General features: G+C 68.9%; 26 protein-coding genes and 2 tRNA genes. 19 read left to right on the forward strand and 9 right to left on the reverse strand.

Going from position 1 to position 22,347, the window contains the following annotated elements; translation table 11 throughout:
- Positions 1 to 158: 158 nt before the first annotated feature.
- Entirely contained in the window at positions 159 to 716 is a 558-nt protein-coding gene (locus tag AB0K21_RS43560; RefSeq protein WP_364158891.1) for an SMI1/KNR4 family protein, read from the reverse strand.
- A 358-nt stretch (positions 717 to 1,074) separates the two neighbouring features.
- Here AB0K21_RS43560 and AB0K21_RS43565 point away from each other — a divergent pair, with 358 nt between their 5' ends.
- Both AB0K21_RS43565 and AB0K21_RS43570 read left to right on the forward strand, forming a co-directional pair.
- Positions 1,075 to 1,620 carry a tyrosine-type recombinase/integrase gene (locus tag AB0K21_RS43565; RefSeq protein ID WP_343983661.1) on the forward strand — a complete coding sequence of 182 codons (546 nt, stop codon included), beginning with the start codon at positions 1,075 to 1,077 and terminating at the stop codon, positions 1,618 to 1,620.
- A 115-nt stretch (positions 1,621 to 1,735) separates the two neighbouring features.
- Positions 1,736 to 1,858 carry a hypothetical protein gene (locus tag AB0K21_RS43570; RefSeq protein ID WP_343983657.1) on the forward strand — a complete coding sequence of 41 codons (123 nt, stop codon included), beginning with the start codon at positions 1,736 to 1,738 and terminating at the stop codon, positions 1,856 to 1,858.
- 334 nt (positions 1,859 to 2,192) lie between these two features.
- Here AB0K21_RS43570 and AB0K21_RS43575 read toward each other — a convergent pair.
- A tRNA-OTHER gene (locus AB0K21_RS43575) sits at positions 2,193 to 2,271 on the reverse strand.
- A gap of 404 nt (positions 2,272 to 2,675) precedes the next feature.
- Between AB0K21_RS43575 and AB0K21_RS43580 the strand changes: the two genes are divergently transcribed.
- From AB0K21_RS43580 to AB0K21_RS43620, 9 genes are all read left to right on the forward strand, one after another.
- Entirely contained in the window at positions 2,676 to 3,143 is a 468-nt protein-coding gene (locus AB0K21_RS43580; RefSeq protein ID WP_343983654.1) for a hypothetical protein, read from the forward strand.
- Positions 3,144 to 3,407: 264 nt separating this feature from the next.
- Entirely contained in the window at positions 3,408 to 4,643 is a 1,236-nt protein-coding gene (locus AB0K21_RS43585) for a helix-turn-helix transcriptional regulator (RefSeq protein WP_343983650.1), read from the forward strand.
- A gap of 93 nt (positions 4,644 to 4,736) precedes the next feature.
- Positions 4,737 to 5,105 carry a hypothetical protein gene (locus AB0K21_RS43590; protein ID WP_343983647.1) on the forward strand — a complete coding sequence of 123 codons (369 nt, stop codon included), beginning with the start codon at positions 4,737 to 4,739 and terminating at the stop codon, positions 5,103 to 5,105.
- A 232-nt stretch (positions 5,106 to 5,337) separates the two neighbouring features.
- Positions 5,338 to 5,733, forward strand: a complete 396-nt coding sequence (locus AB0K21_RS43595; RefSeq protein WP_364158898.1) for a hypothetical protein — start codon at positions 5,338 to 5,340, stop codon at positions 5,731 to 5,733.
- Positions 5,734 to 6,051: 318 nt separating this feature from the next.
- Positions 6,052 to 7,035, forward strand: coding sequence for a hydroxymethylbilane synthase (gene hemC, locus AB0K21_RS43600; RefSeq protein WP_364158901.1), 984 nt, complete (start codon positions 6,052 to 6,054; stop codon positions 7,033 to 7,035).
- On the forward strand, positions 7,032 to 7,517 hold the full coding sequence (locus AB0K21_RS43605) for an NUDIX domain-containing protein (protein ID WP_343983638.1): 486 nt from the start codon (positions 7,032 to 7,034) through the stop codon (positions 7,515 to 7,517). The genes hemC and AB0K21_RS43605 overlap by 4 nt, the downstream gene beginning before the upstream one ends.
- A gap of 243 nt (positions 7,518 to 7,760) precedes the next feature.
- Positions 7,761 to 8,027, forward strand: coding sequence for a hypothetical protein (locus AB0K21_RS43610; RefSeq protein ID WP_364158905.1), 267 nt, complete (start codon positions 7,761 to 7,763; stop codon positions 8,025 to 8,027).
- Positions 8,028 to 8,103: 76 nt separating this feature from the next.
- The gene (locus AB0K21_RS43615) at positions 8,104 to 8,730 is read left to right on the forward strand and encodes a hypothetical protein (RefSeq protein ID WP_364158908.1); all 627 of its coding nucleotides are present in this window, start codon (positions 8,104 to 8,106) and stop codon (positions 8,728 to 8,730) included.
- 202 nt (positions 8,731 to 8,932) lie between these two features.
- Positions 8,933 to 9,256, forward strand: coding sequence for a tyrosine-type recombinase/integrase (locus AB0K21_RS43620; protein ID WP_343983629.1), 324 nt, complete (start codon positions 8,933 to 8,935; stop codon positions 9,254 to 9,256).
- 119 nt (positions 9,257 to 9,375) lie between these two features.
- On the opposite strand, the gene AB0K21_RS43625 is transcribed toward AB0K21_RS43620, so the two are convergent.
- Positions 9,376 to 9,449, reverse strand: a tRNA-Pro gene (locus tag AB0K21_RS43625).
- Positions 9,450 to 9,559: 110 nt separating this feature from the next.
- Here AB0K21_RS43625 and AB0K21_RS43630 point away from each other — a divergent pair.
- From AB0K21_RS43630 to AB0K21_RS43645, 4 genes are all read left to right on the forward strand, one after another.
- Positions 9,560 to 9,997 carry a hypothetical protein gene (locus AB0K21_RS43630; RefSeq protein WP_343983614.1) on the forward strand — a complete coding sequence of 146 codons (438 nt, stop codon included), beginning with the start codon at positions 9,560 to 9,562 and terminating at the stop codon, positions 9,995 to 9,997.
- A 408-nt stretch (positions 9,998 to 10,405) separates the two neighbouring features.
- Positions 10,406 to 11,080 (forward strand): hypothetical protein, encoded by a 675-nt coding sequence (locus AB0K21_RS43635; protein ID WP_364158912.1) that lies wholly within the window; start codon positions 10,406 to 10,408, stop codon positions 11,078 to 11,080.
- A gap of 6 nt (positions 11,081 to 11,086) precedes the next feature.
- Complete coding sequence (locus AB0K21_RS43640) at positions 11,087 to 11,773, forward strand: hypothetical protein (protein ID WP_343983606.1); 687 nt, start codon at positions 11,087 to 11,089, stop codon at positions 11,771 to 11,773.
- A gap of 2 nt (positions 11,774 to 11,775) precedes the next feature.
- Positions 11,776 to 11,970, forward strand: coding sequence for a hypothetical protein (locus AB0K21_RS43645; RefSeq protein ID WP_030918893.1), 195 nt, complete (start codon positions 11,776 to 11,778; stop codon positions 11,968 to 11,970).
- A gap of 199 nt (positions 11,971 to 12,169) precedes the next feature.
- Here the strand turns inward: AB0K21_RS43645 and AB0K21_RS43650 are convergent, their stop codons facing one another.
- Positions 12,170 to 12,547: an ATP-binding protein gene (locus AB0K21_RS43650; RefSeq protein WP_343983603.1), complete on the reverse strand. Its 378-nt coding sequence runs from the start codon at positions 12,545 to 12,547 to the stop codon at positions 12,170 to 12,172.
- Between the two features lie 197 nt (positions 12,548 to 12,744).
- Positions 12,745 to 13,521, reverse strand: coding sequence for a SigB/SigF/SigG family RNA polymerase sigma factor (locus AB0K21_RS43655; RefSeq protein WP_343983599.1), 777 nt, complete (start codon positions 13,519 to 13,521; stop codon positions 12,745 to 12,747).
- Positions 13,522 to 13,714: 193 nt separating this feature from the next.
- Here AB0K21_RS43655 and AB0K21_RS43660 point away from each other — a divergent pair, with 193 nt between their 5' ends.
- Positions 13,715 to 14,086, forward strand: a complete 372-nt coding sequence (locus tag AB0K21_RS43660) for an STAS domain-containing protein (protein ID WP_343983596.1) — start codon at positions 13,715 to 13,717, stop codon at positions 14,084 to 14,086.
- 24 nt (positions 14,087 to 14,110) lie between these two features.
- On the opposite strand, the gene AB0K21_RS43665 is transcribed toward AB0K21_RS43660, so the two are convergent.
- Both AB0K21_RS43665 and AB0K21_RS43670 read right to left on the reverse strand, forming a co-directional pair.
- Complete coding sequence (locus tag AB0K21_RS43665; RefSeq protein ID WP_343983593.1) at positions 14,111 to 15,235, reverse strand: enoyl-CoA hydratase/isomerase family protein; 1,125 nt, start codon at positions 15,233 to 15,235, stop codon at positions 14,111 to 14,113.
- 108 nt (positions 15,236 to 15,343) lie between these two features.
- The gene (locus tag AB0K21_RS43670; protein ID WP_343983590.1) at positions 15,344 to 16,060 is read right to left on the reverse strand and encodes an ANTAR domain-containing protein; all 717 of its coding nucleotides are present in this window, start codon (positions 16,058 to 16,060) and stop codon (positions 15,344 to 15,346) included.
- Between the two features lie 124 nt (positions 16,061 to 16,184).
- Between AB0K21_RS43670 and AB0K21_RS43675 the strand changes: the two genes are divergently transcribed.
- Complete coding sequence (locus AB0K21_RS43675) at positions 16,185 to 18,044, forward strand: SpoIIE family protein phosphatase (protein ID WP_343983587.1); 1,860 nt, start codon at positions 16,185 to 16,187, stop codon at positions 18,042 to 18,044.
- Positions 18,045 to 18,199: 155 nt separating this feature from the next.
- Positions 18,200 to 19,354, forward strand: coding sequence for a glycosyltransferase (locus AB0K21_RS43680; protein ID WP_343983584.1), 1,155 nt, complete (start codon positions 18,200 to 18,202; stop codon positions 19,352 to 19,354).
- A gap of 101 nt (positions 19,355 to 19,455) precedes the next feature.
- Here AB0K21_RS43680 and AB0K21_RS43685 read toward each other — a convergent pair whose 3' ends face one another.
- Positions 19,456 to 20,409 carry a hypothetical protein gene (locus AB0K21_RS43685; protein ID WP_364158920.1) on the reverse strand — a complete coding sequence of 318 codons (954 nt, stop codon included), beginning with the start codon at positions 20,407 to 20,409 and terminating at the stop codon, positions 19,456 to 19,458.
- A gap of 111 nt (positions 20,410 to 20,520) precedes the next feature.
- On the opposite strand from AB0K21_RS43685, the gene AB0K21_RS43690 reads away from it, so the two are divergent.
- Positions 20,521 to 21,252 carry a glycoside hydrolase family 16 protein gene (locus AB0K21_RS43690; RefSeq protein WP_343983578.1) on the forward strand — a complete coding sequence of 244 codons (732 nt, stop codon included), beginning with the start codon at positions 20,521 to 20,523 and terminating at the stop codon, positions 21,250 to 21,252.
- 16 nt (positions 21,253 to 21,268) lie between these two features.
- Here the strand turns inward: AB0K21_RS43690 and AB0K21_RS43695 are convergent, their stop codons facing one another.
- Complete coding sequence (locus AB0K21_RS43695; RefSeq protein WP_343983575.1) at positions 21,269 to 22,336, reverse strand: helix-turn-helix domain-containing protein; 1,068 nt, start codon at positions 22,334 to 22,336, stop codon at positions 21,269 to 21,271.
- Between the last annotated feature and the right edge of the window lie 11 nt (positions 22,337 to 22,347).

The raw sequence follows: 22,347 nt of genomic DNA on the forward strand, positions 1-22,347 counted from the left end.
GACCAAGACTTTTGGTGGCCGCCCACCAGGAACCGGTGTCCGTCAGCCGCGACTTTTCTGTCCGCCGATCAAGAGTTCCACGTGACCGCTCTCACGGGCTACACACCGTGAGAGAGCACATCCCATGTGTTGCATCGGGGTGCGTCGTGACCATTGCCTCAAGCTGCGTCGAACCAAGGCTTGCCGGCAGCCCAATGCTTGACCCATCCGGCGAACCCGGGATTTCCCGTGGTGAAGCCGAACTCGGCGCCGAAAGGGACGGCTCCTTCGCCGCTGATCTGCCAGACGTGCCCCCGATGTGGTCCGCTGACGATGAGATGCCAGTACATGGCGCACCCGTCGGTGCCCAGAACGATCGAGCCATGGTCGTAGACCTGCTCAAGAACAGGATCGACCTCCTCCTGAGGACGAGGATCTTCTTCCCACATCCACATCTTCGTCAGCGGAAAGGGCTGGGCCAAGACCCGCCGCGGTCGGCCATCTCCCCAGTCACCGGGCAGATCAGCCAACGGCACAAGCCCGTAGCCCGGCGGCCCCGAGTCGGACCCGTCGCAGATCTCGGCGACGAACGTTCGATACGGCTCCGGCAAGACGATCCCATGCTCTGCCTCGAAGGCGTGCACGGCATCCCAACCCAGTGGTGGTTCACATGCCTCGACATCGAAGGCGGCGCGAAGAGCGGCAAGGCCGGCAGGGTCGGCGTGATCAGTATCCATGCGGCCAATGGTTATCACCACTCGCAGACAAAACGCATCGACGAATTCTTAGTCCGGAAAAGCAGCGTCGTCCTGACCGAAGAGACCGCCGCAGCGCTCCGTGTGAAGGGCGTGATCGTGAAGGTTGAGCACCGCGACATCGACAAGCCGGTCTTGCCCTCCGCCCCCCGCGGCGATGCACTCGCAGTCCTTTGCGGGCAGCTTCGAACGAGGCATCAGCGGGCGCCTAGTTTGAACATGGTCACTTAGTGCTTGCCGAAGCCTTGGTCACGTCCGCCCCAAGGCATGGGTGACAGGTGCTACTTTCGGTCAGTCTGTCGTGCGTCGTTTGCGGGTATCACATGTCAGGCGGCCGAGATTGGCCCTGATCGATCTCATCGGTTCCCGTACGGAGGAACTGCGGGCGCTCGTCTGGTCAGAGGTGGATCTCGGCGGCAAGCCTCGTACCGACACCCCCATGGATCGCCGTGTGGCGCTCCGTACGGGAAGGTGGCGACACCAAGACCCGGAAGTCACGAGACCTCTCGCGCTGCCCCGTCGCTGCGTCGAAGCCCTCCGGGAGCACCGGACGCAGCAGGCCAAGGAGCGGGAGACGGCGGGCGCGAAGTGGACGGAGAACGATCTCGTCTTCGCCTCCCTGGGCGGCACTTCCCTGGACTCCCACAACGTACGGCGGGCGTTCCGGAGGATAGTGAAGGACGCCGGGCCGCCCGCGAAGGACTGGACGCCTCGGGAGACGCGGCACAGCTTCGTCTCGCCGCTCTCCAACTCCGGCGTACCCCTGGAGGACATCGCGCGACTCGTCGGCCACAGTGGGACGGCGGTGACAGAGGCGGTCTACCGAAAGCAGATCCGCCCGGTCCTGCTCGGCGGTGCGGAGGCGATGGACCGGATCTTCACGTGATGGGAGCGATAGTCACTCAGATTGTCACCCACCTTTGAGCTATCGGGCCGTGGTTCGGCGAACTCGGGCACTGCTGCGAGGTCTGCTGTGCCCGTAGGGAGGTGCTCCCGCGCGGGTGGCGTCCCTGACCCGGCAGTGGGCGCAGAAGCAGTTGAAGAAGCTGGTTGAGGCCGAGGTGCTGGGCTACGGCGACGCCGAGCAGCGGTACCTGATGCCGGAGCGGCCCGACGTCGGCTGAGCGCCACGGGTGTCGGGACCTTAGCTCCTTGACGAGAAGAAGAGGTCAGGAGTCCGGCCTGTACGCGCGAGGGAGCTGGGGACGCACGTACATATTGGCCGTGCGTCCCTTTGGTTCGGCCCGTACGCGCGGGGAGCTGACTGATCTTTTTCCCCAATTGAGGAACCGGCCTCGGTCCGGCCCGTACGCGCGCGGGCCGCGGTTGCCCTGCTTCGTGAGCAGGGATGGGTGATGACGCTGCTGCAGCGAGAATCATTCGTCGCCGACCGGGAAAGCTGGCCGGCGGACTAGCGTGAAGAGAGCCCCGCTCGTCACGAAAGACGAGGGGGCTCTGTGTTCTCGGCCGGATTCGAACCGGCGTCTGGGGCTCCCCGAGGGGATGCCCCGATCCTAGGCCGCTGGACGACGAAAACACCTGTGATCAACTTACAGGCTGCGTGGTGACCAGCACCACGCAGGCCAAATCAGCATTACCGGCGCACTTCTCCCCTGCCGCCACACCGACGACAAGCCCCGTACGGCTGCGCGTGGGCTGCACGCGAACAACTTTTGATCTTGCTGCCACGGGGGCCACGGCCGGGTGCCACACCCCTGCCACGACGGGTGCCACGGGGGTGCAACGCAGGGGTGCAACGAGGTGTGGCCCCCCTTCTGACCTGTAACCCTCTCACGTGTGGCACCCCCCTCCGCGAGGGTGCCACACCTGCACAGACACACCAACCGCCGCGGTGTCCGGTAGTGGACGGAATGGCAACCCGGGGGCATCCCCAGCCGTCTCACAGGCGCTCTATCCCTCACCCCCCGAAGGAACTCGCCCGTGCGTCTCCCCTCCGCTCTCACCGCCGCAGCGCTGCTGTTCACCCTCACCGCGTGCGGCGGACCCACCACCGACCTCGACGCCGCCGGCGTCATCAAGGCGCTCACACAGCAGGGGCTGCCGGTCACGCTCACCGTGACCTACACCGCGGAGACCGACCCGAACAAGCAACTGGGCCGCCCGAACGGCTACACCTCAAAGGCGGCGTTCACCGACAGCCGCATCAACGCAGCCGACGTGGCCGGCAAGAAGGAGGGGGATGTGGGGCTCGGCGGTAGCGTCGAGGTGTTCGACGAGGCCGACCAGGCGCAGCAGCGGGCCGACTACATCCAGGGGATCGGGAAGAAGATGCCGGTGCTCGGCGAGTACGACTACGTGGCGGGGCCTGTCCTGTTGCGGGTGTCGAAGGAGCTGACGCCGGACCAGGCCGAAGCGTTCGAGACGGCTCTCGGCGAGATCGTGCAGTGACAGCTCTTGGGTGATGCCCTGTCGAGATGCTCGGCGGGGCATCGTCATGTTCAGGGCTGGTTTCCCACATCCGCAGGACAGTGGAGTAACTACCGGGAATTGTTGTTCCCGCAAGCTACCAGCTAGTAGATCGGCGCTCGCGAGGCCTGCAGGGCGGAGACTCCCCGATCCACTACGCCTCACCATGCGAGGCGGATCCTCGCACGATGAAGGCCCCGCACCGTAGCCTGAGGTTGTCTAGACGCTCAGGAAGGTGAAGGGCCTATGAGCAACGCTACCAACGAACCCCTCGGCCCGGTACTCACAGTAGGACAGCGGATCCAGTTCCTCCGTGAACGGCGAGGCATGACCAGAGAAGTCCTCGCCGGCCTGGTCGGCAAGTCCACGTCCTGGCTCAAGCAGGTCGAAACAGGCCGCCTCCAGCAGAACCCCCGGCTGCCGATCCTCCTGCAGCTCGCCGAGGCGCTGCGTGTCCGAGACCTCTCAGAACTGACAGGGGATCAATCCATGCCAGTGCGGATGTTCAGCGGCCCGGGTCACCCCGCCCTTGAGGACGTACGGGCAGCGATCAACTCAACATCGCTGGTTCCGGCTGGCACGGTGCAGCCGCTCACCACGTTGCGCGCCCGCCTGGACGCCGCCTGGCAGGTCCGGCATTCCTCCCCCGACCACCGGACCGCCCTCGGCCAGCTGCTGCCAGGCCTCCTGCGCGACGTCCAGCTCGCCGCGGCGATGTACCGCGACACCGACCGGCGCCGGGCGCTCGCCCTGCTCGCCGAGACCTACGGCCTCGCGCAGATGTTCCTCGCCTACCAGCCCGCCCAGGACCTGCTCTGGCGGGTAGCTGACCGGGCGTTGGTAGCCGCACAGGAATCAGAGGATCCGCTCGCGCTCACCTGCGCTGTATGGTTCCTCGCCCAGGCTCACCGAGACACCGGCGACTTCGACGCCGCTCGGGACATCAACCAGCAAGGTATGGCTGCTGTTCAGCCGCACCTCGACGACGCCGGGGTAGAGCTGCTCGCCATGTGGGGTGCGCTCTCCTTCGAGCTGGCGTTCACCTCCGCCCGGCTCGGCGACACCGGGGACGCGTGGCTGCACTGGGAAGAAGCAGCCCGGATCGCCGAGCGGCTCCCCGCAACTTACTACCAGCCCTGGACATCGTTCTCTCAGGTCATCATGGGCGCTCACGCCGTCACCATCGCCGTTGAACTCCATCAGGGAGGTGAGTCCGCGCGGCAGGCTGACAACGCACTCTCCGCCCCGATCCCTTCCCGGCCGCGCCGGGGCCGGCATCTCATCGAGGTTGCTCGCGCTCACCACCTGCAGCGTGACCACACAGCCGTCCTTGGAACGCTGGAGCTCGCCCAGCACGTCGCGCCCGACACGATCAAGTACAACGGCTACGCCCGTCGACTGACCCTGGAACTCACCGAGGGCCCGGCGTCTCTCCGTCCGCAGGCACACACGTTGGCTGACCGAATCGGCCTTCTGGCCTGACTGCAACTAAGGGACACAAACCGTGCCCCTCGGTGCATGGCTTGCTGCATAGCGTCATGTGTCTCCGGACACAGACACGATGAAGGAGCCATGGTGAACGCGCCCCTACATGTCCAAGCCGAAGAATGCAGCGACGCGACGGCGGAGAAGCACGCCGGGGCGTTGGGTGCTGTGCAGCAGCTCCTGAAGGTCGAGGGAGTGCACTCGTACGCCGTCCACACCATCGGCCTGAAGTTGTCCGGCGAGGAAGGCCGGCCGATCCTGCTGGGGAAGCCCAAGCTGTACGCCCCCGAGCTGGTCGTTTGCGGCGGTGCCGGATCGGTGACCGCCACGGTGACCATGGGGGCGCGCTCCGGCTGCTACCTGGTATCCCTGCGGGACGGCCCCGACCTGCAGACAGTGCGGGAGCCTCAGCAGGTCGCGAACCTGATCCTCACCGCTCGGCCAGGCAGCGGGTCATGACGGTCGCCGCGCCGACACAGCTGCGGGTTCCCTACGTCATCGCCCACGCCGGCGAGGCCGCACCGCAGCCCCTCCACTTCGTACGTCGCCTGCTCGGCGGCGGGGTGCGGCTCGCCTACGACGTTCCGCGACGTGGCGATGTGGTGCGCGGCGTGTTACGCGTCCGCGTTCTGAACAATCGCCGGGGGCGCCACAGTGGCGGAAGCTCAACACCCTGCGCCAGTGGCGTTGCATGGAAAAGCTACGCTGCCAGGTCTGCGGGAAGGTCGCGACCGACCCCGCCACGGGACGCACCCCCTGGATCATGACCGACACCGCGTTCCGTGAGATCCCCGGCGACTCCACCGGCGGCCTCACCAGTGCGCCGCCGACCTGCTGGGCGTGCGTTCCTGAGGCGTTGGCCACCTGTCCTCAGCTTCGTGTCTCCTCGACGGTTTGCACCGTCGCTCGCGCCGAGCCCGCCGCCGTGCTGGCCGACATGTTCACGCCCGGTCCGGGCCGGAGAGCTGTCCCCACAGGCGAGTACAGCGTCGAGGTCAGCTTGAACGATGAGGCGCTGCTGCCCTACGCGCTGGCCACACAGCTGATCGTCCAGGTTCACGACCTCCAGCCGGCGGACCAGGGCTGAGGGACATGATCCTCGAAGCGTTCAGGAGAGTCTCCGACGCTATCACCGTGACCATCCTCCTGGCCATCGTGGCCGCCATCGTCGACTCCTTCGTGAGGGACTGGCGCAACGGGTGGCGGCCGTGGCATTGGGACTCCTGGCGCAACCCTTGAAGCTCCCGCAGGCGGTGGTGCACAACCAGGAGGCCCCCGTAGAGCCGGCCGCGATGATGGTGACCCGCTGGAGGCGTTGGTGGGGACACCATCCGATGGCCATCAGCACACCTTCACTTCGCCACACTCCGTAGCCATCACTTCTCTTACAGAGAGCCTCGATCCCATGACCGACGTGTTCCTCAACCGATTCGCCGACACCCCGCTCCGGATCGGCACCCGCACCTCCACCCTGGCCAAAATCCAGGCCAACCATGTCGCCGACATGATCACCAAGTTCGCGCCCGGTATCCCGATCGAGATCGTGCCCACACAGGTCAGCGCCGACCTGTGGCCCGGCGACCTGGCCGAGATCGGCGGCAAGGGCGCCTTCAGCAAAGAGATCGACAGCGCCCTGACCAGCGGCCGGATCGACATCGCCGTCCACTGCGTCAAAGACGTCCCCGGTGATGTCCCCCTGGCCGAGGGCACCGCGTTCGGCGCCTACCTGGAACGAGACGACGTCCACGACATCGTCGTCACCCGCGACGGCGTCGCCCTGTCCGACCTGCCCGCCGGATCCCTGATCGGCACCAGCTCCGTACGGCGTCGCGCACAGCTCAGCATCCACCGGCCCGACCTGCGCACCGAACGCATCCGCGGCAACGTCGACACCCGCCTGACAAAGCTCGACGAGGACGGCAAGTACGCCGCGCTGATCCTGGCCCGCACCAGCCTGAGCCGCCTCGGCATTCTGGACCGCCACCACGAGATCCTGCCCCTGGAGTTCCACACCACAGGCGAAGGCGTGTCCATGGTGCCTCCCGTAGGCGCCGGCGTCATCGGCATCCAGGCCCGCCAGTCCGACGGGCCGGTCATGCGACTGCTGGACGAGCTCAACCACGTGCCCACCGCCCGGCACATCCTCGCTGAGCGCACCATGCTGCATATGCTGCGCGGCCACTGCAACTCCCCGATCGCCGGACATGCCTGCACCACCGCCGACGGGAAAATGAGCCTGTTCGGCATGGTGTTCAACCGTGACGGCAGCGCGTTCGTCCGCTCCCACGCCTGGGGAGAGCACGCCGACCCGGCCACCCTCGGCGCCCGCGTCGCCGCCGACCTGCTGCACCAGGGCGCCCGCAACCTGATCACCGCCACCCGGAAATGACCTCGGCCGAACCGTACGGCTGCGCCGTCACCGCCCATCTCCTCGCGTGCGACGAGGTGGGCCGGTGGCTCATCCTGCGCACCACCAGCGACCACAACCGGTGGCAGCTCCCCGGCGGACGTATCCGCTGCGGCGAGAGCCCGGCCGCCGCGGCGACCCGCGAGGCCCGCGAGGAGACTGGTCTGCTAGGCCTGTGTGCCCGTCGTCTCATCACCGTCGCGTGGGTGCCGGCCAGCAGCCCCGACCGCCGCGACCGGATCGCCTTCATCTTCGCCACGCGCACCCTGCTGCCCGAGGATGTAGCTGCTCTCACCCTGCAGACCGATGAGGTTGACGACTGGCTGCTGTTGCCCGCGCAACACGCGAGCACCCGGCTGCACCCACTGGTCGCTGAGAGGCTCACCGAGGCAGGTCGATACGGCCCAGGACACTACATCGAGCAAGACCCAGCATCGAGGCGCGAAAGAGCTCTGATGCCGTGACGGCCACAGACGCCCTACCTGCGCCGGACTAGCGCGCCCTCAACTCCCGCGGGCGGTGGTGCACACCGGGACCGCTCGCGGGGCAAGACGCGGCCGGGTGACGTCTCAGGGACGGGACGTTCGCTGAACAGCCGGCCGCGGACGGTGCCCTCGCCTCGACTCGTCCTCCGGGCGGGGGCACCGCCATGTTCACGGTGTCTCACGGGTGCCGGTTCCACCTTGACGGAATGCGAGGTGTCCCAGATGGGACAGGTGAACAGCCAGCAGCCTCGACAGGCTGGCGCGTTCCGCTGTGAGGCGGATAGTAGAGACGTGTCTGCACAATTGGTTGGTGTGATCATCGGTGGCGTGCCCGCGACGATCGGCGGGCTGCTCGGCCAGATGTACGCGGCGCGAGCCACGGACGCGAACCACCGGAGAGCATTTGCGGCGGGCAGCCTGCCGCAACCCGCCTTGGGTAGCCGAGCGGAAGCAGTTTCACCAGTTGAAAAACCTGATGCCCCAACCTGATCGGCATGTCTAGGCAACCAGGACGTATTCGGCGGCGTCTTCTCCCGTCCGTATCTTCTGCCCCTGGAGTACCTACATGCGCTCCCTTCGTACCCTCGCCGCCCTCGCCGCGCTGGCATCTGCCGCCCTGCTCGCTCCCCCTGCTCAGGCTGCAACGACCGTGCAGGCGTCGGCCGCGACGATCTACCGCGGGGAAGGTGACCAGCTCCTGCGGATCCGCGCCACCACGAAGCCGGGCATCGTGAAGATCACCCATGATGGGGAGGGGTACTTCTCGGTGTGGACTCTCTCCCCGTCAGGGAAAGAAGACGACCTCCTGGCCAACCAGGTAGGCGCCTATAAGGGGACCGCCCCGTTCAACACCAGCACGTCCAACAAGACCGCCGCGTTCAGCATCAAGGCCGACGGCGCTTGGACTCTGCAGGTGCTGCCCCTGACGAAGGCGCGTTCCTGGTCGATTACCAGCCGCGGCATAGGTGACGACGTGCTCCGGTTGAGCAGCACCAGCCGCGGCCTGCACCGCCTGAAGATCCGCCACAGCGGCGACGGCTACTTCTCAGTGTGGACGCTGGACGCGAACGGCCGGACTCACAACCTGGTGGCGAACAAGGTCGGTGCTTACAACGGTGCTGTCTCGCTGCCTCCGGGCGCCCGGTACGCGTCGATCAAGGCCAACGGCGCCTGGTCGATCGTCCGCAGGTAGACCAGACACGACAGGACCCCGCCTTACACAAAGGGCGGGGTCCTATCGCGGTCAGCCTCGGCTATAGCGCCGCATCGCGAGCCGAGCGGAGATCTCCGAGATGTCGGACTCAGAGCGAACGACCATTCCATGCACATGCACGTCACCGCCACGCGACACCAGCGAGGACGATCCACCTGGGGACGAGGATCCGTCTCCCGCCGTGGCCCCTCAGGGTGAGGGATACGAGAACAGCGGCTACGTCCTGGTCAACGAGCTGGGGCACCCCTGGAAGACGGACAAGCTGCGCCGGGAGGCGTACAAGCTCATGACGGCGGCTGGGGTGCGCAAGGTGCGGCTGTACGACGCGCGCCATGCGTGCCTGTCGTGGATGGCGAACAATGGCGTGCCCGACACGGTGGTATCAGCGTGGGCGGGTCATAGCGACTTGTCGTTCACGAAGCAGGTCTACGTCCACCCGGATCCCGAGAGTCTCAGAGCGAGCCTCAGAGCGGGTTCCGACAAGCTCGGCGAGCTGTTGGGCTAAGCAAGATCAAAGTCGGTATGTGAGAAAATGTGAGATGACGACCCTTGGAAACAATCAAGGGCCCCACCTCACCGAAGTGAGATAAGGCCCTGACCTGGGCTTACAGCCCCTTTCAACCGTCGGGACGACAGGATTTGAACCTGCGACCCCTTGACCCCCAGTCAAGTGCGCTACCAAGCTGCGCTACGTCCCGGTTGTGCTGCGCACCTCTCGGGTGCACGTCATAACCTTAGCGCAGATCGGGTGGGCTTCGCACACGGCGACGTCCGTCAGGACAGGCGATCGCGCGAAAGGTGAGGGTGCGTGGGGCGCAAGGCGTTGATCGACCAGGAGGAGCTGCGGCGACTGGCCGGACGAGGGCTGTCGAACGCGGAACTGGCGGCGCGGTTCGGGGTGAGCGAGTCCGGGATCCTGCAGGCGAAACGGGCCGCCGGGCTCTCGAAGCCGATGCTCGATCACTCGCGGGCCATCCCCTGGAAGCTGGACCGCGCGCACAGCCAGTCGGGGCCCGCGACGAACCTGCGGAACCTGTCGTCCGTGGCGCAGGGGCGGGCGATCCCCACCGAGAAGCTCAACACCGCGCTGCGCTGGGCCGGGCGGCTGGTCGCCGCCGGGCTGGACGTCTCGTACGAGTCCGGCAGGGGGTTCAGCGAGGTTCCCGCCTCCACGGATGACTGGCTGGCCGCCAGGGTGCTGGCCGAGGCCCGCAGAGCTCTCGATCTCCCCGAGGAGCAGGCCTGACGGGCCGCCCTTCAGCCCCGGCCGGGGAGAGCCGAGCACTCCGCGGACCGGGAATGAAGGGCCTGGCACCGGTTCGCCCTTCGGGAGTGCGAGCCCGGCCTGGGGAGCAGGCACCGGTTCGCACTCCGGGGACCGCTCCGGTTCCCACACCGAGGGTGCAGGTCCGGCCCACAGGCCGGTAAATAGGAGGTCGGCCCGGGATTCCGGCCACGTGAATTCATACGCGGCCGCCGAAGCCGGGAACCGCATTCGAAAACGCAGTAAAAGAATATCCAATACCCGACAGGACCTGCCAAAACATCAAATCTAGATGAAGTGGCGGGAAGGCAATAAATGTCGGCAGCCGGTTTCGAGGCCTGACCCCAGGGCAGCGCACGGGGACAAGCGCCTACACAACCGGAGGCAGACATGTCCACCGTGATCTGGGTGGCCGTCGCGGTGGTGGTGATCGCCGCAGTCGGCTATCTCGTGCTGCAGCAGCAACGCCGGCATCGACTTCGTGACCGCTTCGGCCCCGAATACGAACGTACCCTGCAGGAGCGTGACAGCAGGCGCGACGCCGAGCAGGAGCTCAGAGCCCGCGAGCAGCGCTTCAGCTCCCTCGACATCCGCGCTCTGGACGCTCAGACACGCGAGATCTACGCCCGGAAGTGGATGGAGGTCCAGGAACGTTTCGTGGACGCTCCCGGTTTCGCGGTGACGGAGGCCGACCATCTGGTGACTTCCGTGATGGCCGAGCGGGGCTACCCGACCGAAAACTTCGAGCAGCGGCTCTCCGACCTGTCCGTCGCGCACGGCCGCACTCTCGACCACTACCGGCAGGCCCACGAGATCAGCAGCAGGGCCGCCCACAAGGAGGCCTCCACCGAGGAGCTCCGGCAGGCCATGGTGCACTACCGCGCCCTGTTCGAGGAACTGCTCGCGGCTCCCGGCAGCGAGGTGAACGGTGAGCGGAGTCCCCAGCACGCCGATCTCGCCGACCGTGACCCCCGTCACCATGACCCCAGACAGACGAACGCCGCCGCCCCCGAGACCACGGACGGCAACGAGCGAGCCTACCGACGCGATCCCCAAGGACGGTGACCCGACGTGAACAGTCGACTCAACCCGGACAACGACCGGCTGGTCCACAAGACCGACGAGGACATGGCACCCGAGTTCCAGGAGCCACACCACGGTGACGCCTCGCGCGTCGCCCCGGACGCCGACACGCGCGACCCCCTGACCGGCGATCGGGACGACGTCATCACCGGCGAACCGGTCGGCGACCGGCGCGGTGTGCCGGCCGACCTCGACGGCGACGGGCTTCCCGGTGACCCGGCCGTCACCCCGGGCGCAGCCGTGACCGGCACCGGCGTGCACGACGCCGTGCCCGCCACGGGCTCCCCGGTGACCCACGGGCTCCCCGGGAGCGCCGCGGACCGGCGGGGCGACGTACTCGACGAGGACGCGGCCCTCGTCGACGGCGACCGGGCCGGCCGGGCACCCGGCACGGCCGAGACCCTCTTCCACCATGACTCCGACGATGTGCTGCGGCGCTGGCAGGAGGTCCAGGCCGGGTTCGTCGACGACCCGCGTGACGCGGTGCAGCGGGCCGACTCCCTGCTCGACGAGGTCACGAGCTCCTTCAGGAACGCCCTGGAGGCCCGGGCCACCGAGCTTCAGGGACGCTGGAAGAACACCGAGAAGAACGACACCGAGGATCTGCGGACCGCCCTGCGCGACTACCGCGCGACCCTGGAGCAGCTTCTGCACATCTCCGCTGGGACGAGGTGACCATGCTCGCCATCGCCGCCGCCGTCGTGTTCGGTCTCGGACTCCTGCTCGACCTGGTCAACACCAGGATCGGCGGGATCAGCGGGACGACCTTCCTGCTCCTCGGACTCCTCCTCCTCGCTCTGCACCAGGCCGGGATCGGCTCGGCCGGCCCCCGGACCACCACCGGGGGCGGAGGCTGGCGCCGCAGGCGCTGACCCCCGGTACGACCGTCGAACGGGAAGGGGCCCCGTCCACATGGACGGGGCCCCTTCCCGTTCGAACCGCCGAAAACGGTTCGGAGCGTCAGCCGTCAGGAAGTACATCGACATCGAAAAGCGCCCGGATCGGAGTCCGGGCGCAGACGGAGAAGCCGTTCCTCCGGCCCGGAACGGCCGGAGGAACGGCTAGAGGAGGCTAGACCTTGAACGACATGGTGATGAACGTGCCCGCGGCCCCGGTCTCGAACTTGATGTCGGAGCTGACCATCCGGGCCACCCACAGGCCCATGCCGCTGGTCGCGTGCGGCCCCGGGGGTGTCTCCCCCGGGGACGGTCCGGGGTCCCACTGACCCTCGTCGTGGATCTCCACGACGAGGGTCCGGTCGACGGTCCACATCCGCAGCATGGCCTTGGCGGTGGCGTGGCCGTGGGTGACCGCGTTGGTGGCCACCTCGTTCAACGCCACCAGGAAGTCGGCGAGTCCGTCCTGTGACATGCCACTCCGCACGGCCTGGACGGCGGCGAAGTCGCGTACGTCGGGAAGATCGGGAAGACAGAAGGCGAGTTCGGCCACGGCGGTCCCCGCGGGAGAAACCCTGGAACGGGCGCCACTCGCCGTGAAGCGAGCCGGACGAACACCGTCCTCGTTCACCCGAGATCCGCCTCCCCTGTCCCGGTCCGCTGTCGTCCTCAACATCCGGGATTCGTTCAAACGCACCTTACGCCACGTCCGTTGTCGCCGACTGGGGTGCCCGGTAACAGGCTGTGTATTCAGCATTCGGCGACAAGCTCCGCACGGAGCTGGTCGAGCACCTTTCGCAGGATACGGGAGACGTGCATCTGGGAGATCCCGAATTCCGCGGCGATCTCGGCCTGGGTCATGTTTCCGAAGAAGCGCAGCAGCAGGATGTTCTTCTCCCGCGTCGGCAGCTTGTCGATCAACGGCTTGACCGCCTCGCGGTCCACGAGGGTGCCCAGCGCGTCGTCCTCCTCGGGGATGACGTCGCCAAGCGCCGCCGCGTCGTCGTCGGCGCCGAGGGGGGCGTCCAGCGAAAGCGCGCTGTAGGCGGCGGAGGCATCGAGGGTGAGCAGGACGTCCTCTTCGGAGATGTGCATCTTCGCGGCCAGCTCGGCGACCGTGGGGGCACGGCCGAACTCCTGGCTGAGATCGGCTACCAGGCGGTTCAGCTCGGCCCTGCGCTCCTGGTAGACGCGGGGGACGCGAATGGCCCAGGTGCGGTCGCGGAAGTGGCGCTTGACCTCACCGGTCATGGTGACCACGGCGTAGCCGCGGAAGGGGTGCCCGAGGGTCGGGTCGAAGCCGTTGATGGCCTTCATCAGCCCCACGTACGCGGCCTGCAGGAGATCCTCCATCGGCTCGCCGCGGTAACGGTAGCGGCGGGCGATCTCCATGGCGAGGTGGCGGTGCATCTCGACGATGCGCTCGCGCAGGCGCTCGGCACGATGGTCGGATACCTCGGGCAAAGACATCTCGGCGAGGAGGTCCTCAGCGGTCATGTCGGTGATGTCGAGTGCCTGAACAGACATTGCTGCTCCCTGGTATTACTGTCGGGCGAGCCGACCACGGAGCAACGTCCGGGCAGACGGCATCGCCTCGACCGATTTTCGAGGCGAGGCCCTCTGCTGGACCTCTGGTTCCACTATTCCCCTGAATCCTGGAGTATTACTCGCCCGCAGGTAACAGTAAGGTTGCTAATCGAATGGTGCGAGGAGGCTCTGAGTGACGGTGTCGGAGAACGGCGAGAGATCTGCAGCCCTGACTCTCACGTCGGCGCTCGTCAGTGGGATCAACGTGATCCGGGTGACGGGCCTGCTGGACGCGACGACAAGGGAGCAGTTCGCCGACTACCTGGCGGCGCAGACGGGCGAGCACGGCCTGGACATGGCACTGGACCTGGGTGGCGTGACCTTCATGGACTCGCGGGCGTTGGGGCTGATCGTCCACCACTGGCAGCTCAGCACCACCGCCGGCGCCAAGTTCGCGCTCATCGGAGTGGAGTACGCCAAGACCAAAGTGATGTGGATCACCGGTCTGGCCCAGCGGCTGCCCCTCTACGACACGATCGACGACGCGATCGCCGCCTTCGGCTAAGGCGTTCTCTGTGGATCCCTCCGCCTACCGCGGCCGCCCGGACGGCGCCATGGCTCCGTCATGAGCTCCTCCTCCGCCTGACGGGCATCCGAACCCCGACGGCATGACCTCGTCGACCAGCCCCCACGACAGGGCGGTCGCCGCATCGACGGGCTCGCCGGTCATGGCGAGGTAGAGGGTACGCCAGCGACCGACACGCCGGGGGATGCCGACCGTGCCGCCCGCGCCGGGAATCAGCCCCATGCCGATTTCCGGCAGGCGGAAGGTGGCCCCGGGATCGGCGATCACGGTTCCGGCGAAGGCGGGCAGCTCGATCCCGGCACCGACGCAGCTACCGTGCACGCGCACCTCGACCCGGTCCGCGAGCTCGTGAACGAGCCTTCCGGCACCGCCGCGGGTGCGCACCAGATGCGCGGTGGTGAGATCAGGAGTGGTGCCGAACTCGTCGAGGTCGCCCCCGGAGCAGAAGGACGGCCCGGCACCGTCGATCACCACCCGGGTGACGGTGTCGTCGAGCACCGCGAGGCGCATGGCCTCGACCAGGGCGTCACGGACCTCCCGTCCGTAGGCGTTGCGCCGCTCCGGCCTGTTCAGCGTGATCAGCAGACGGTCGCCGACCCGGTCGATCAGCACCGGTGGTGCCGTCGTCGCCGGTACCGGCCGGCGACGACGGCCCTCAAGCCAGCGGCGGAACTCGGGGCCGCCGAGCAGGGTCGAGTAGGCGAGGGATTCGACGTCCAGAGCGGTGGTGACCTCCAGCGCCTCCGTCATCCTGAGGAGGGCGCCGAGAACGACGGAGGCCTGCGGGTTGCGCAGCGCCGCGCTGTGCACGGCCGTGAGCCGCTCCTCGGGGTCGGGAACGACGACGCACTCGCGTCCGGCCGGCCCGGCCGGCCCGGCGAGGGTCAGATCCAGCGCGCGCGTCAGATCCGCCGCCTGTGCGGGCAACGGCTTCCCGGCGATCCCGATCAGCAGCCGGTCACAGGCGCGTGCCCGCGTCACCGCACGGTCCAGCGTCACCGCGTCGGCGCCGCCGTCCAGTTCCACCCCCACGATCGGCTCGCACACCCCTTTGGACATGTCGAGCAACGGGCCGTCGGCGGCACCGTCCGCCAGTTCGGCGACAGAGACACGCAGCAGGTCAGCCACCTACTCCCCCACTCCGTCGATGGATCATCGGCTTCCCTTCCCCCTGCCCCGTGGGCCTGGTCGTCCCTACGGCTCACCGCCCCCGGCACGGCGCCGGCGGACGCCCTCTCAGCCGGTTTTCTCGCCCTGGTTGCGCTGGTGCTCGTCGACCAGCAGCCTGGCCAGGTCCGCGACCTTCACCTGGTGGTGCTGGGAGATGCGGCGCAGCTCGTCGAAGGCGGCCTCGGCCGAGCAGCCGCTGGACTTCATGATGATGCCCTTGGCCTGGTCGATGATCGCCCGGCCCGCCAGGGCCTCCTGCATCTGGGCGGCGTCGGTACGGACCTCGTCGTAGTCCCACAGGTTGGCGAGCGCCACCCCTGCCTGTTCGGCGAGCATGTCGGCCAGCGGCGGGATGTTCCTGGCGGCGAAGGCGCCGGGGCGCACACCGTACAGGCCGAGGACCAGGACGGCGTGCTCGATGGTGATCGGCATCACCAGAACCGAGCGGACGCCGCAGCGGACCGCCATACCGGCGTACGCCGGCCAGCGGGACTCGCGCAGGACGTCCTGGACGACCACGTACTGTCCGGTGGCGCGGGCCTCGGTCGAAGGTCCCTCACCGAACTTCTCCTCGCCGTCGAGGAGCACGATGAGCTCACTGTGAGAGGCTGAGACGACCATGCGTTCCTGGCGCCAGAGTTCGGCGGACCCGCCCGCGCAACCGGGCACACCGCCTGCCAGGGTTGCCGTGAGCCCGCGTAGCACGCTCTCGCTCGATGTTTCCTCGCTGACCCTGCCGAGGGCCGCCAGGTCCCGGGCCAGAACGGGAGTGACCATATCCATCTCGCGACTCCCCTCCGTGTGTCACTAACTTAACCACTATCCGACCGCGATCGATTCGACCTACCGGGGTGGCGTACCGTCTACGACGGGACCAGCCCACTCCGGCCCCTGACGAGGACGAGCATTGACCGACGCCATTGGCCTTCAGAGCCTGGAGCAGGCGCTGAGCGCGCTGAGCACCAGGATCTCCTCCCTGCGCGAGGCGAAGTCCGCATACCCCGCCGACCCCCGGTCCACACTTGACGCGGCGCTGGCGGAGCTCGACACCGCCCGCGAGCTGCTGGAGACCTCCGTGCGCGAGCTGCGCAAGGCGCCCAGGCGGTCGGGCCAGCGGGAGAGCGGATCGCAGCGGGAACTCAAGCTACTGCGGCAGGTGTTCCGCACCTTCCCCATCCCGGTGGCGGTGCTGGACGCCTCGGGTGTGGTTCGGCGGATCAGCGCCGAGACCTCCCGGATGCTCGGCAGCCCGGCGGGGTATCTGATCGGCCGCTCGTTCCCGCTGTTCGTCGACGTCTCCCGCCGGGCGGCGTTCCGCTCGCACCTGACGGCGGTCCAGCAGGGCGGTCAGACCGCGACGTTCCAGACACGGCTGGCCCACCAGGGCCGCGCGCACACGGTGCAGCTGGCCATCACCCGGCTGACGATGCCGGGCGAGCCGCAGGAGATGGTCGCGGTCATGATCCTGCCACTGGAGGCGCAGGTGGCCGGGCCGCCCCACGGTCCCGCCGACCGGTCGGACGCCACCCTGGTCATGGCCGCGGCACGCCGGCAGGAACTGCTGGCCAGGATGACCCGCCTGTTGCTCGACGAGGAGAGCCTGCGCCAGCCGGTGACCGTCACCAGGGCCGCGCGACTGCTGGCCTCGGAGTCGGCCGACTGGGTGATCGCCGATGTGATCCGCGACGGCGTCCCCGCCCGCGCCTGCGTGCTCGGCCCGAGCGACAAGCCGGTGACCCAGCTGGTCCGCCTCGCCGAACAGATGAAACCGCTGGCCGCACCGGCCATCGCACACGTGCTGACCGGCGGCTCGGGCGTGGTGCACGAGATGCTGGAGGACGAGAGGCTGCTCGGCGACGTCCCCGGTGGGCCGCCCCTGCTGCGGGTGATGAACGCCGCCTCGGTGCTGATCGTGCCGATCGGCGGCGAGGACGACGTGCTGGGCTCCCTGACCCTGGTGCGCCTGCGCGACCGGGAGCCGTTCTCGCTGGCCGATCTGGGGGTGCTGGAGGAGATCGGCGTCCACCTGGGGCTCGCGCTGCGCGCCCGGCGCAGCTTCCAGACCCGCTCGCGGGCCGCCGACGCGCTGCGTACCAGCGTGGTGCCCCGGAGCCTGCCGGACATCCCCGGATTCGAGGCCGCCGCCATCTACAACGCGGGCTCCAGCCCGGTCGGCGCCGAGTTCTACGACGTCTTCCCCACCCGGGACGGGTGGGGTTTCGCCCTCGGGGGCGCCGCCGGCAAAGGCGAGGAGGCCGCGTCGGTCAGTGCCATGGTCCGCAACGGGCTGCGCGTGCTCAGCGTCTGGGAGTCCGACCCCGGCGAGGTGATGCGCAAGCTGAACCAGGCCCTGACCGCCCAGCACAACGGCATGTTCGTGATGGCCGTGACCGGCTTCATCCGGGCGCGCAAGATCAGGCTGGCCAGCGCGGGACACCACCCCGCCGCGCTGCTGCAGCCCGACGGCGGGGTGCGGTTCACCGCTGGGGGCGGCGTACCGCTGGGCATCGCCGCCGAGGCCGAGATGTTCACCGAGGAGCTCACGCCGGCCTCCGGCCAGACCCTGGTGTTCTACTCCGACGGCCTGGTCGCCTCGCAGAACGAGCTCGGTGAGCCCTACGGCGAGACCAGGCTGGCCGACGTGCTGGCACGCTGTGTGACACGCTCGCCCGCCGAGATCGTCAAGACGGTGGAGGAGGACCGGCACGCCTTCTCCGGCGGGAGGGTCTGGGACGAGATCGTGATACTCGCCCTGCGTGTCGTGTGACTCGGTCAAGAGATGTCGAGACCGCATTCGGCCCGCGGGTTTGGCACTGGGCCGGATCGGGGTATGGTTAGGGCAATGCAGACGTGTGCCTAAGACGCAGGCACCCCTGAAGGAATAACAGGCTTTCCATGCCTATCTCCTCCCAGAGGTGTGCCGTGAACATTGCATTCGTCTCCTCCGAGGCTCTCTCCTCCACCCAGGACGAGTCCGACCTCGCCTCCCAGCGCGCTCACCTGATGGCCGTCGCCCGGGAACTCGGCCGGGAGCACAAGGTCACCATCTACGCCCGGAGAAACTCCGACCTTGACAAGCCCAAAGTTCGTGTGTCGCAGGGCGTCACGCTTGAGCATCTGACCGCCGGACCCGCGCAGGATCTTCCGGAAGACGGCGTGCTGCCCTACATCTCCGACCTCGGCGACCAGTTGATGCACCGCTGGGGGCAGGATCGCCCCGATGTCATCCACGCGCACTCCTGGACCGGCGGGCTGGCCGCCATCGCCGGGGCGAACGGCCTGAACGTGCCGTTCACCCAGACGTTCAGCAGCGAGCACCCCCGCGACGCCAAGCGAGTACGGCTGCAGCGGGCCATCGGGCGCCGGGCCAGCGCGGTGATCGCCGGGTGCGGCGACGAGGAGAGCTCGCTGATCCGGCTGGGCGTGCCGCGCCGCAGCATCTCGGTGATCCCGCGCGGTGTCGACGTCGAGCGGTTCCGCCGCCAGGGCCCGGCCTCCGCCCGCGGTACCCGTCCCCGCCTGCTGCACGTCGGGCCTCTCACCGCGGAGAAGGGTGTGCACACCGCGATCCGCGCCCTGGAGGGCATCCCCGACGCCGAGCTGATCATCGCCGGTGGCCCGGCGACCGCGGACCTGGAGCACGACGCCGACGCGCGCCGCATGATGCTGCTGGCCAAGGAGATCGGCGTCGACGATCGGATCACCGTTCTCGGGCACATCCCGCACTCCGCGGTCGCCAAGCTGATGCGCAGCGCCGACGTGGTCGTCTCCCTGCCCCAGGAGGCTCCGGCCGGCGTCGTCGTGCTGGAGGCCATGGCCTGCGGCGTGCCCGTCATCGCCTCCGCGGTGGGCGCCCACCTCGACTCCGTGGTGGACGGGGTGACCGGCCTGCTGGTGCCCGCCGACCGTCCCGCGCAGACCTCCCGCCTGACCCGCGAGCTTCTCGCCGACCCGACCCGCCGCACCGCGCTCGGCTTCGCCGGCGCCGACCGCGCCCGGTCCCGCTACTCGTGGGAGCGGATCAGCCAGGAACTCGTCCACGTCTACGAGGTCGCCCTCTCCGGTTCCGCCCGCTGACCGCGCCCGCCGCGCCCGCCGGGCGCCACCGGCCACCCGTCACATGTGAAGGACCGGGACTCCCGCCGGAGTCCCGGTCCTTCACATGTCCGGGAGGCGGCCTACGACTGGGACGCGCGGCGGTGCAGCACGACCCCGAGACCGCTCGCGGCCAGCAGGACGGCGCCGGCCAGGACCAGGATCACCGCGCCGCCCACGGCCCCGTCCGTCCAGTCCCAGACGGCCTCGGGAACGGCGAGTGTCAGCCCGGCCACGCCGCTGACGATCAGCACCCAGGTGCGCCGGCGCCCGTACAGCGACAGGCAGGCCAGCGCGATCACCGCGGTCAGCCAGTATCCCCAGGCCTCCCCGTCCCACAGGACGGGCCACTGGCCGCCGAAGAGCGCGATGGCCGCGCCCATGCCCAGCCCCAGATCGTGCGGGACGAGCAGCCCGGCGAGGGCGAGCGCCAGGATGAGCACCCCCAGCGCGACATAGGCGAGACCCCAACCCGCGCCCTCTCCCCCGACCGAGAGATCCAGCAGGCCGGTCACCGTGACCAGGGCGAACCCGCCACAGGCCAGCAGGCCGATCGCGGTGGGCAGCAGCGCGTACGCCCCCGCCGCGATCACCAGTCCGGCCGCGCCGCCGATGAGTCCCTCGTGGTGATCGGCGGCGACCCCGGCGCAGAGGGCGGCGGTGCCCGAACCCAGCGCGGCGAGCGTGGCGGCGACCCTGCCCTGTACGGCGGCCGTCCTGCCGGTCGCGGACCGCGCGGCCCTGCCGAGCCCCACGGCCACCGCCAGCAGCAGGGCGGTGACCACGGCGAGAACCGTGATCCTCGTCGACTGGGTCATCCGATCCCAGCCCAGGGCGACGAATGCGGCGGCACCGGCCAGGACGAGTCCCCCGCCGACGTACGCGAGGATCTCGCTCCATCTGACCCGGTCCCCGGCGCCCCGGTCGCGCAGCGCCTCGCCCACGGCGCGGGTGACCGGCTCCACCTGCTCCGCCTGGAGCTCACCGGACTCCACCAGCCTGGCCAGTGCCCGCCGTATGGCATCAATGTCGCTCATGTCCGAAATCGTGGCACAACCTGCCCGAACTAGCACCCTTCGGATTCGTGGGACGGATGCGAAAACGGAATACCACTGTTACTCGAGTGCGATCGTTGCTTTGATGGGCCCATGTCAATTCGTGGCACGTTCCTGGGCATCCTGGCCACCGCCCTGGCGCTCTCCGCGCTGCCGGCACCGAGCGCGTCCGCCGAGCGAGGGTGGGGCGCCCCCGTCCTGGTGGAGAACTTCGGCGGCACCCGGGTCGACGGCCGTAAATGGGTCGTCTACCACTCCCCCAACGCCGAGACCAACCCGCGCACCGGGCGGGCCACGAGCGTGGGCGACGGCGTCCTGCGGCTCAAGGGCGGCATCGTGTCGGGCAGGGACCTGTCCGGTGGCATCGCGACCCGCTCGGCGCAACGGTACGGACGCTGGGAGGTGCGGCTGCGGGCCGAGCGCGGCGCCGGCTACACCCCGGTGGCCCTGCTCTGGCCGTCCGACCAGAGGGGCGGGGAGTACGCGGAGATCGACTTCGCCGAGATCATCGACCCGGCCCGCAGGTCGGGCGGGATCTTCGTGCACCGTGGCGACGAGCCCCAGGCCCAGCGGCAGATGAGGGCCGACTTCACCCGGTGGCACACGGTCGCGGTGGACTGGCTGCCCGGACGGCTGACGTTCTGGCTGGACGGCAGGAAGGTGTGGGACTACCGGGGGCCGAACGTGCCGACGGGTCGCCCCATGCACCTGGCGCTGCAGAACGACGTGACGTGCAACGAGTGGTCGCCTTGCCGCAACCGTTCCACTCCGCCGACGGTCAGCATGTACGTGGACTGGGTGAAGATCTACCGGGCCGCCGTCTAGCGCGGCCGGGGCCTTCTCAGAGCAGGCGGATCGCCTTGAGGGCGAGGTGGACCAGCAGGCGGTTCTCACCGTCGGCGAGGTCGCGGCCGGTGAGCCGCTCGGCCTTGGCCAGCCGGTAGTAGAGCGTCTGGCGGTGCACGCCGAGCGCGGTGGCGGTCTCCTGGACGTGACCCGCGCGGTCGAGATAGCTCTCCACGGTCCTGACCAGTTCCGGGTCCCGGGCCAGCCCGGCGACCTCCTCCGCCAGTTCCCGCAGCCCGGCCTGGGACATGCGGGCGAGCGACCGGTAGACCCCCAGCCTCGACCAGGCGGCGACGGGCCCCAGCGCGGGCACCCGGCCGGCGACGCCGAGCGCGTGCACGGCCTCCCGCCAGCTCCGCCAGACCTGGGAGAGATCGTCTCGGGGGGCGCCGACACCCACCACCGTGCCGTACATGCCCTGGATCCGGCCCGCCAACTCCCTCGCCTGGCCGGCCGGGACCAGCAGCGCGACCAGCGGCTCGTCCCCGGCAGGGAACGCCGGATCGGCGAGCACGCCGCGCGGGAGCGTCCAGAGGGCGGCGACCCGGTCCGGTGAGCTGCGGACGGCGATCGCCGTCACCGGGCCGCGCACGTCCAGCCTGGACAGCGCCCAGGAACGCTCCTCGGTGTCGGAGGAGAACAGCCTCCGCAGGCTCGTTCCCATGTCCTGGCGGCTGCGGGCCTCCTGCGCGAGGGCCGCGGCGGCCCGGGAGACCAGATCGCCGACCGAGGCCAGGACGTCGTCGCCGAGCGTGCCGTCGTCGAGCAGCCACAGGTAGCCGTAGGTCACCTCACGGTGCCGCAGCGGCACGCACACCCGGGCGAGCACTCCCAGGTCGGCGTCGGCGGGGATGCGCACCGGCCCGTGGGCGCCGGCGATGCCGTATCCCTCGAAGTAGGCCCGCACCTGGTCGGTCGCGCGGCGCCGCAGAATGGACTCCTGGCGCACCATGTCGATGTCACCGCTCTGCGCGGCATAGGCCAGGAGCTGGAACGAGCGGTCCTCCAGGGTGGCGGAGGCACCGAGCCTGGCGGCGATCTCGTCGACTGTCTCCTGCAACACCTCACCATTGT

Source organism: Streptosporangium sp. NPDC049248 (assembly GCF_040678965.1).
Classification (GTDB): domain Bacteria; phylum Actinomycetota; class Actinomycetes; order Streptosporangiales; family Streptosporangiaceae; genus Streptosporangium; species Streptosporangium fukuiense.

Excerpts from the sequence above, each read along its gene's own strand:
- AB0K21_RS43560 (WP_364158891.1), bottom strand. The coding sequence starts at position 716 with ATGGATACTGATCACGCCGACCCTGCCGGCCTTGCCGCTCTTCGCGCC.
- AB0K21_RS43585 (WP_343983650.1), top strand. The coding sequence starts at position 3,408 with ATGAGCAACGCTACCAACGAACCCCTCGGCCCGGTACTCACAGTAGGA.
- AB0K21_RS43595 (WP_364158898.1), top strand. The coding sequence starts at position 5,338 with ATGGAAAAGCTACGCTGCCAGGTCTGCGGGAAGGTCGCGACCGACCCC.
- hemC (WP_364158901.1), top strand. The coding sequence starts at position 6,052 with ATGACCGACGTGTTCCTCAACCGATTCGCCGACACCCCGCTCCGGATC.
- AB0K21_RS43605 (WP_343983638.1), top strand. The coding sequence starts at position 7,032 with ATGACCTCGGCCGAACCGTACGGCTGCGCCGTCACCGCCCATCTCCTC.
- AB0K21_RS43610 (WP_364158905.1), top strand. The coding sequence starts at position 7,761 with ATGGGACAGGTGAACAGCCAGCAGCCTCGACAGGCTGGCGCGTTCCGC.
- AB0K21_RS43615 (WP_364158908.1), top strand. The coding sequence starts at position 8,104 with ATGCGCTCCCTTCGTACCCTCGCCGCCCTCGCCGCGCTGGCATCTGCC.
- AB0K21_RS43635 (WP_364158912.1), top strand. The coding sequence starts at position 10,406 with ATGTCCACCGTGATCTGGGTGGCCGTCGCGGTGGTGGTGATCGCCGCA.
- AB0K21_RS43645 (WP_030918893.1), top strand. The coding sequence starts at position 11,776 with ATGCTCGCCATCGCCGCCGCCGTCGTGTTCGGTCTCGGACTCCTGCTC.
- AB0K21_RS43655 (WP_343983599.1), bottom strand. The coding sequence starts at position 13,521 with ATGTCTGTTCAGGCACTCGACATCACCGACATGACCGCTGAGGACCTC.
- AB0K21_RS43670 (WP_343983590.1), bottom strand. The coding sequence starts at position 16,060 with ATGGATATGGTCACTCCCGTTCTGGCCCGGGACCTGGCGGCCCTCGGC.
- AB0K21_RS43685 (WP_364158920.1), bottom strand. The coding sequence starts at position 20,409 with ATGAGCGACATTGATGCCATACGGCGGGCACTGGCCAGGCTGGTGGAG.
- AB0K21_RS43690 (WP_343983578.1), top strand. The coding sequence starts at position 20,521 with ATGTCAATTCGTGGCACGTTCCTGGGCATCCTGGCCACCGCCCTGGCG.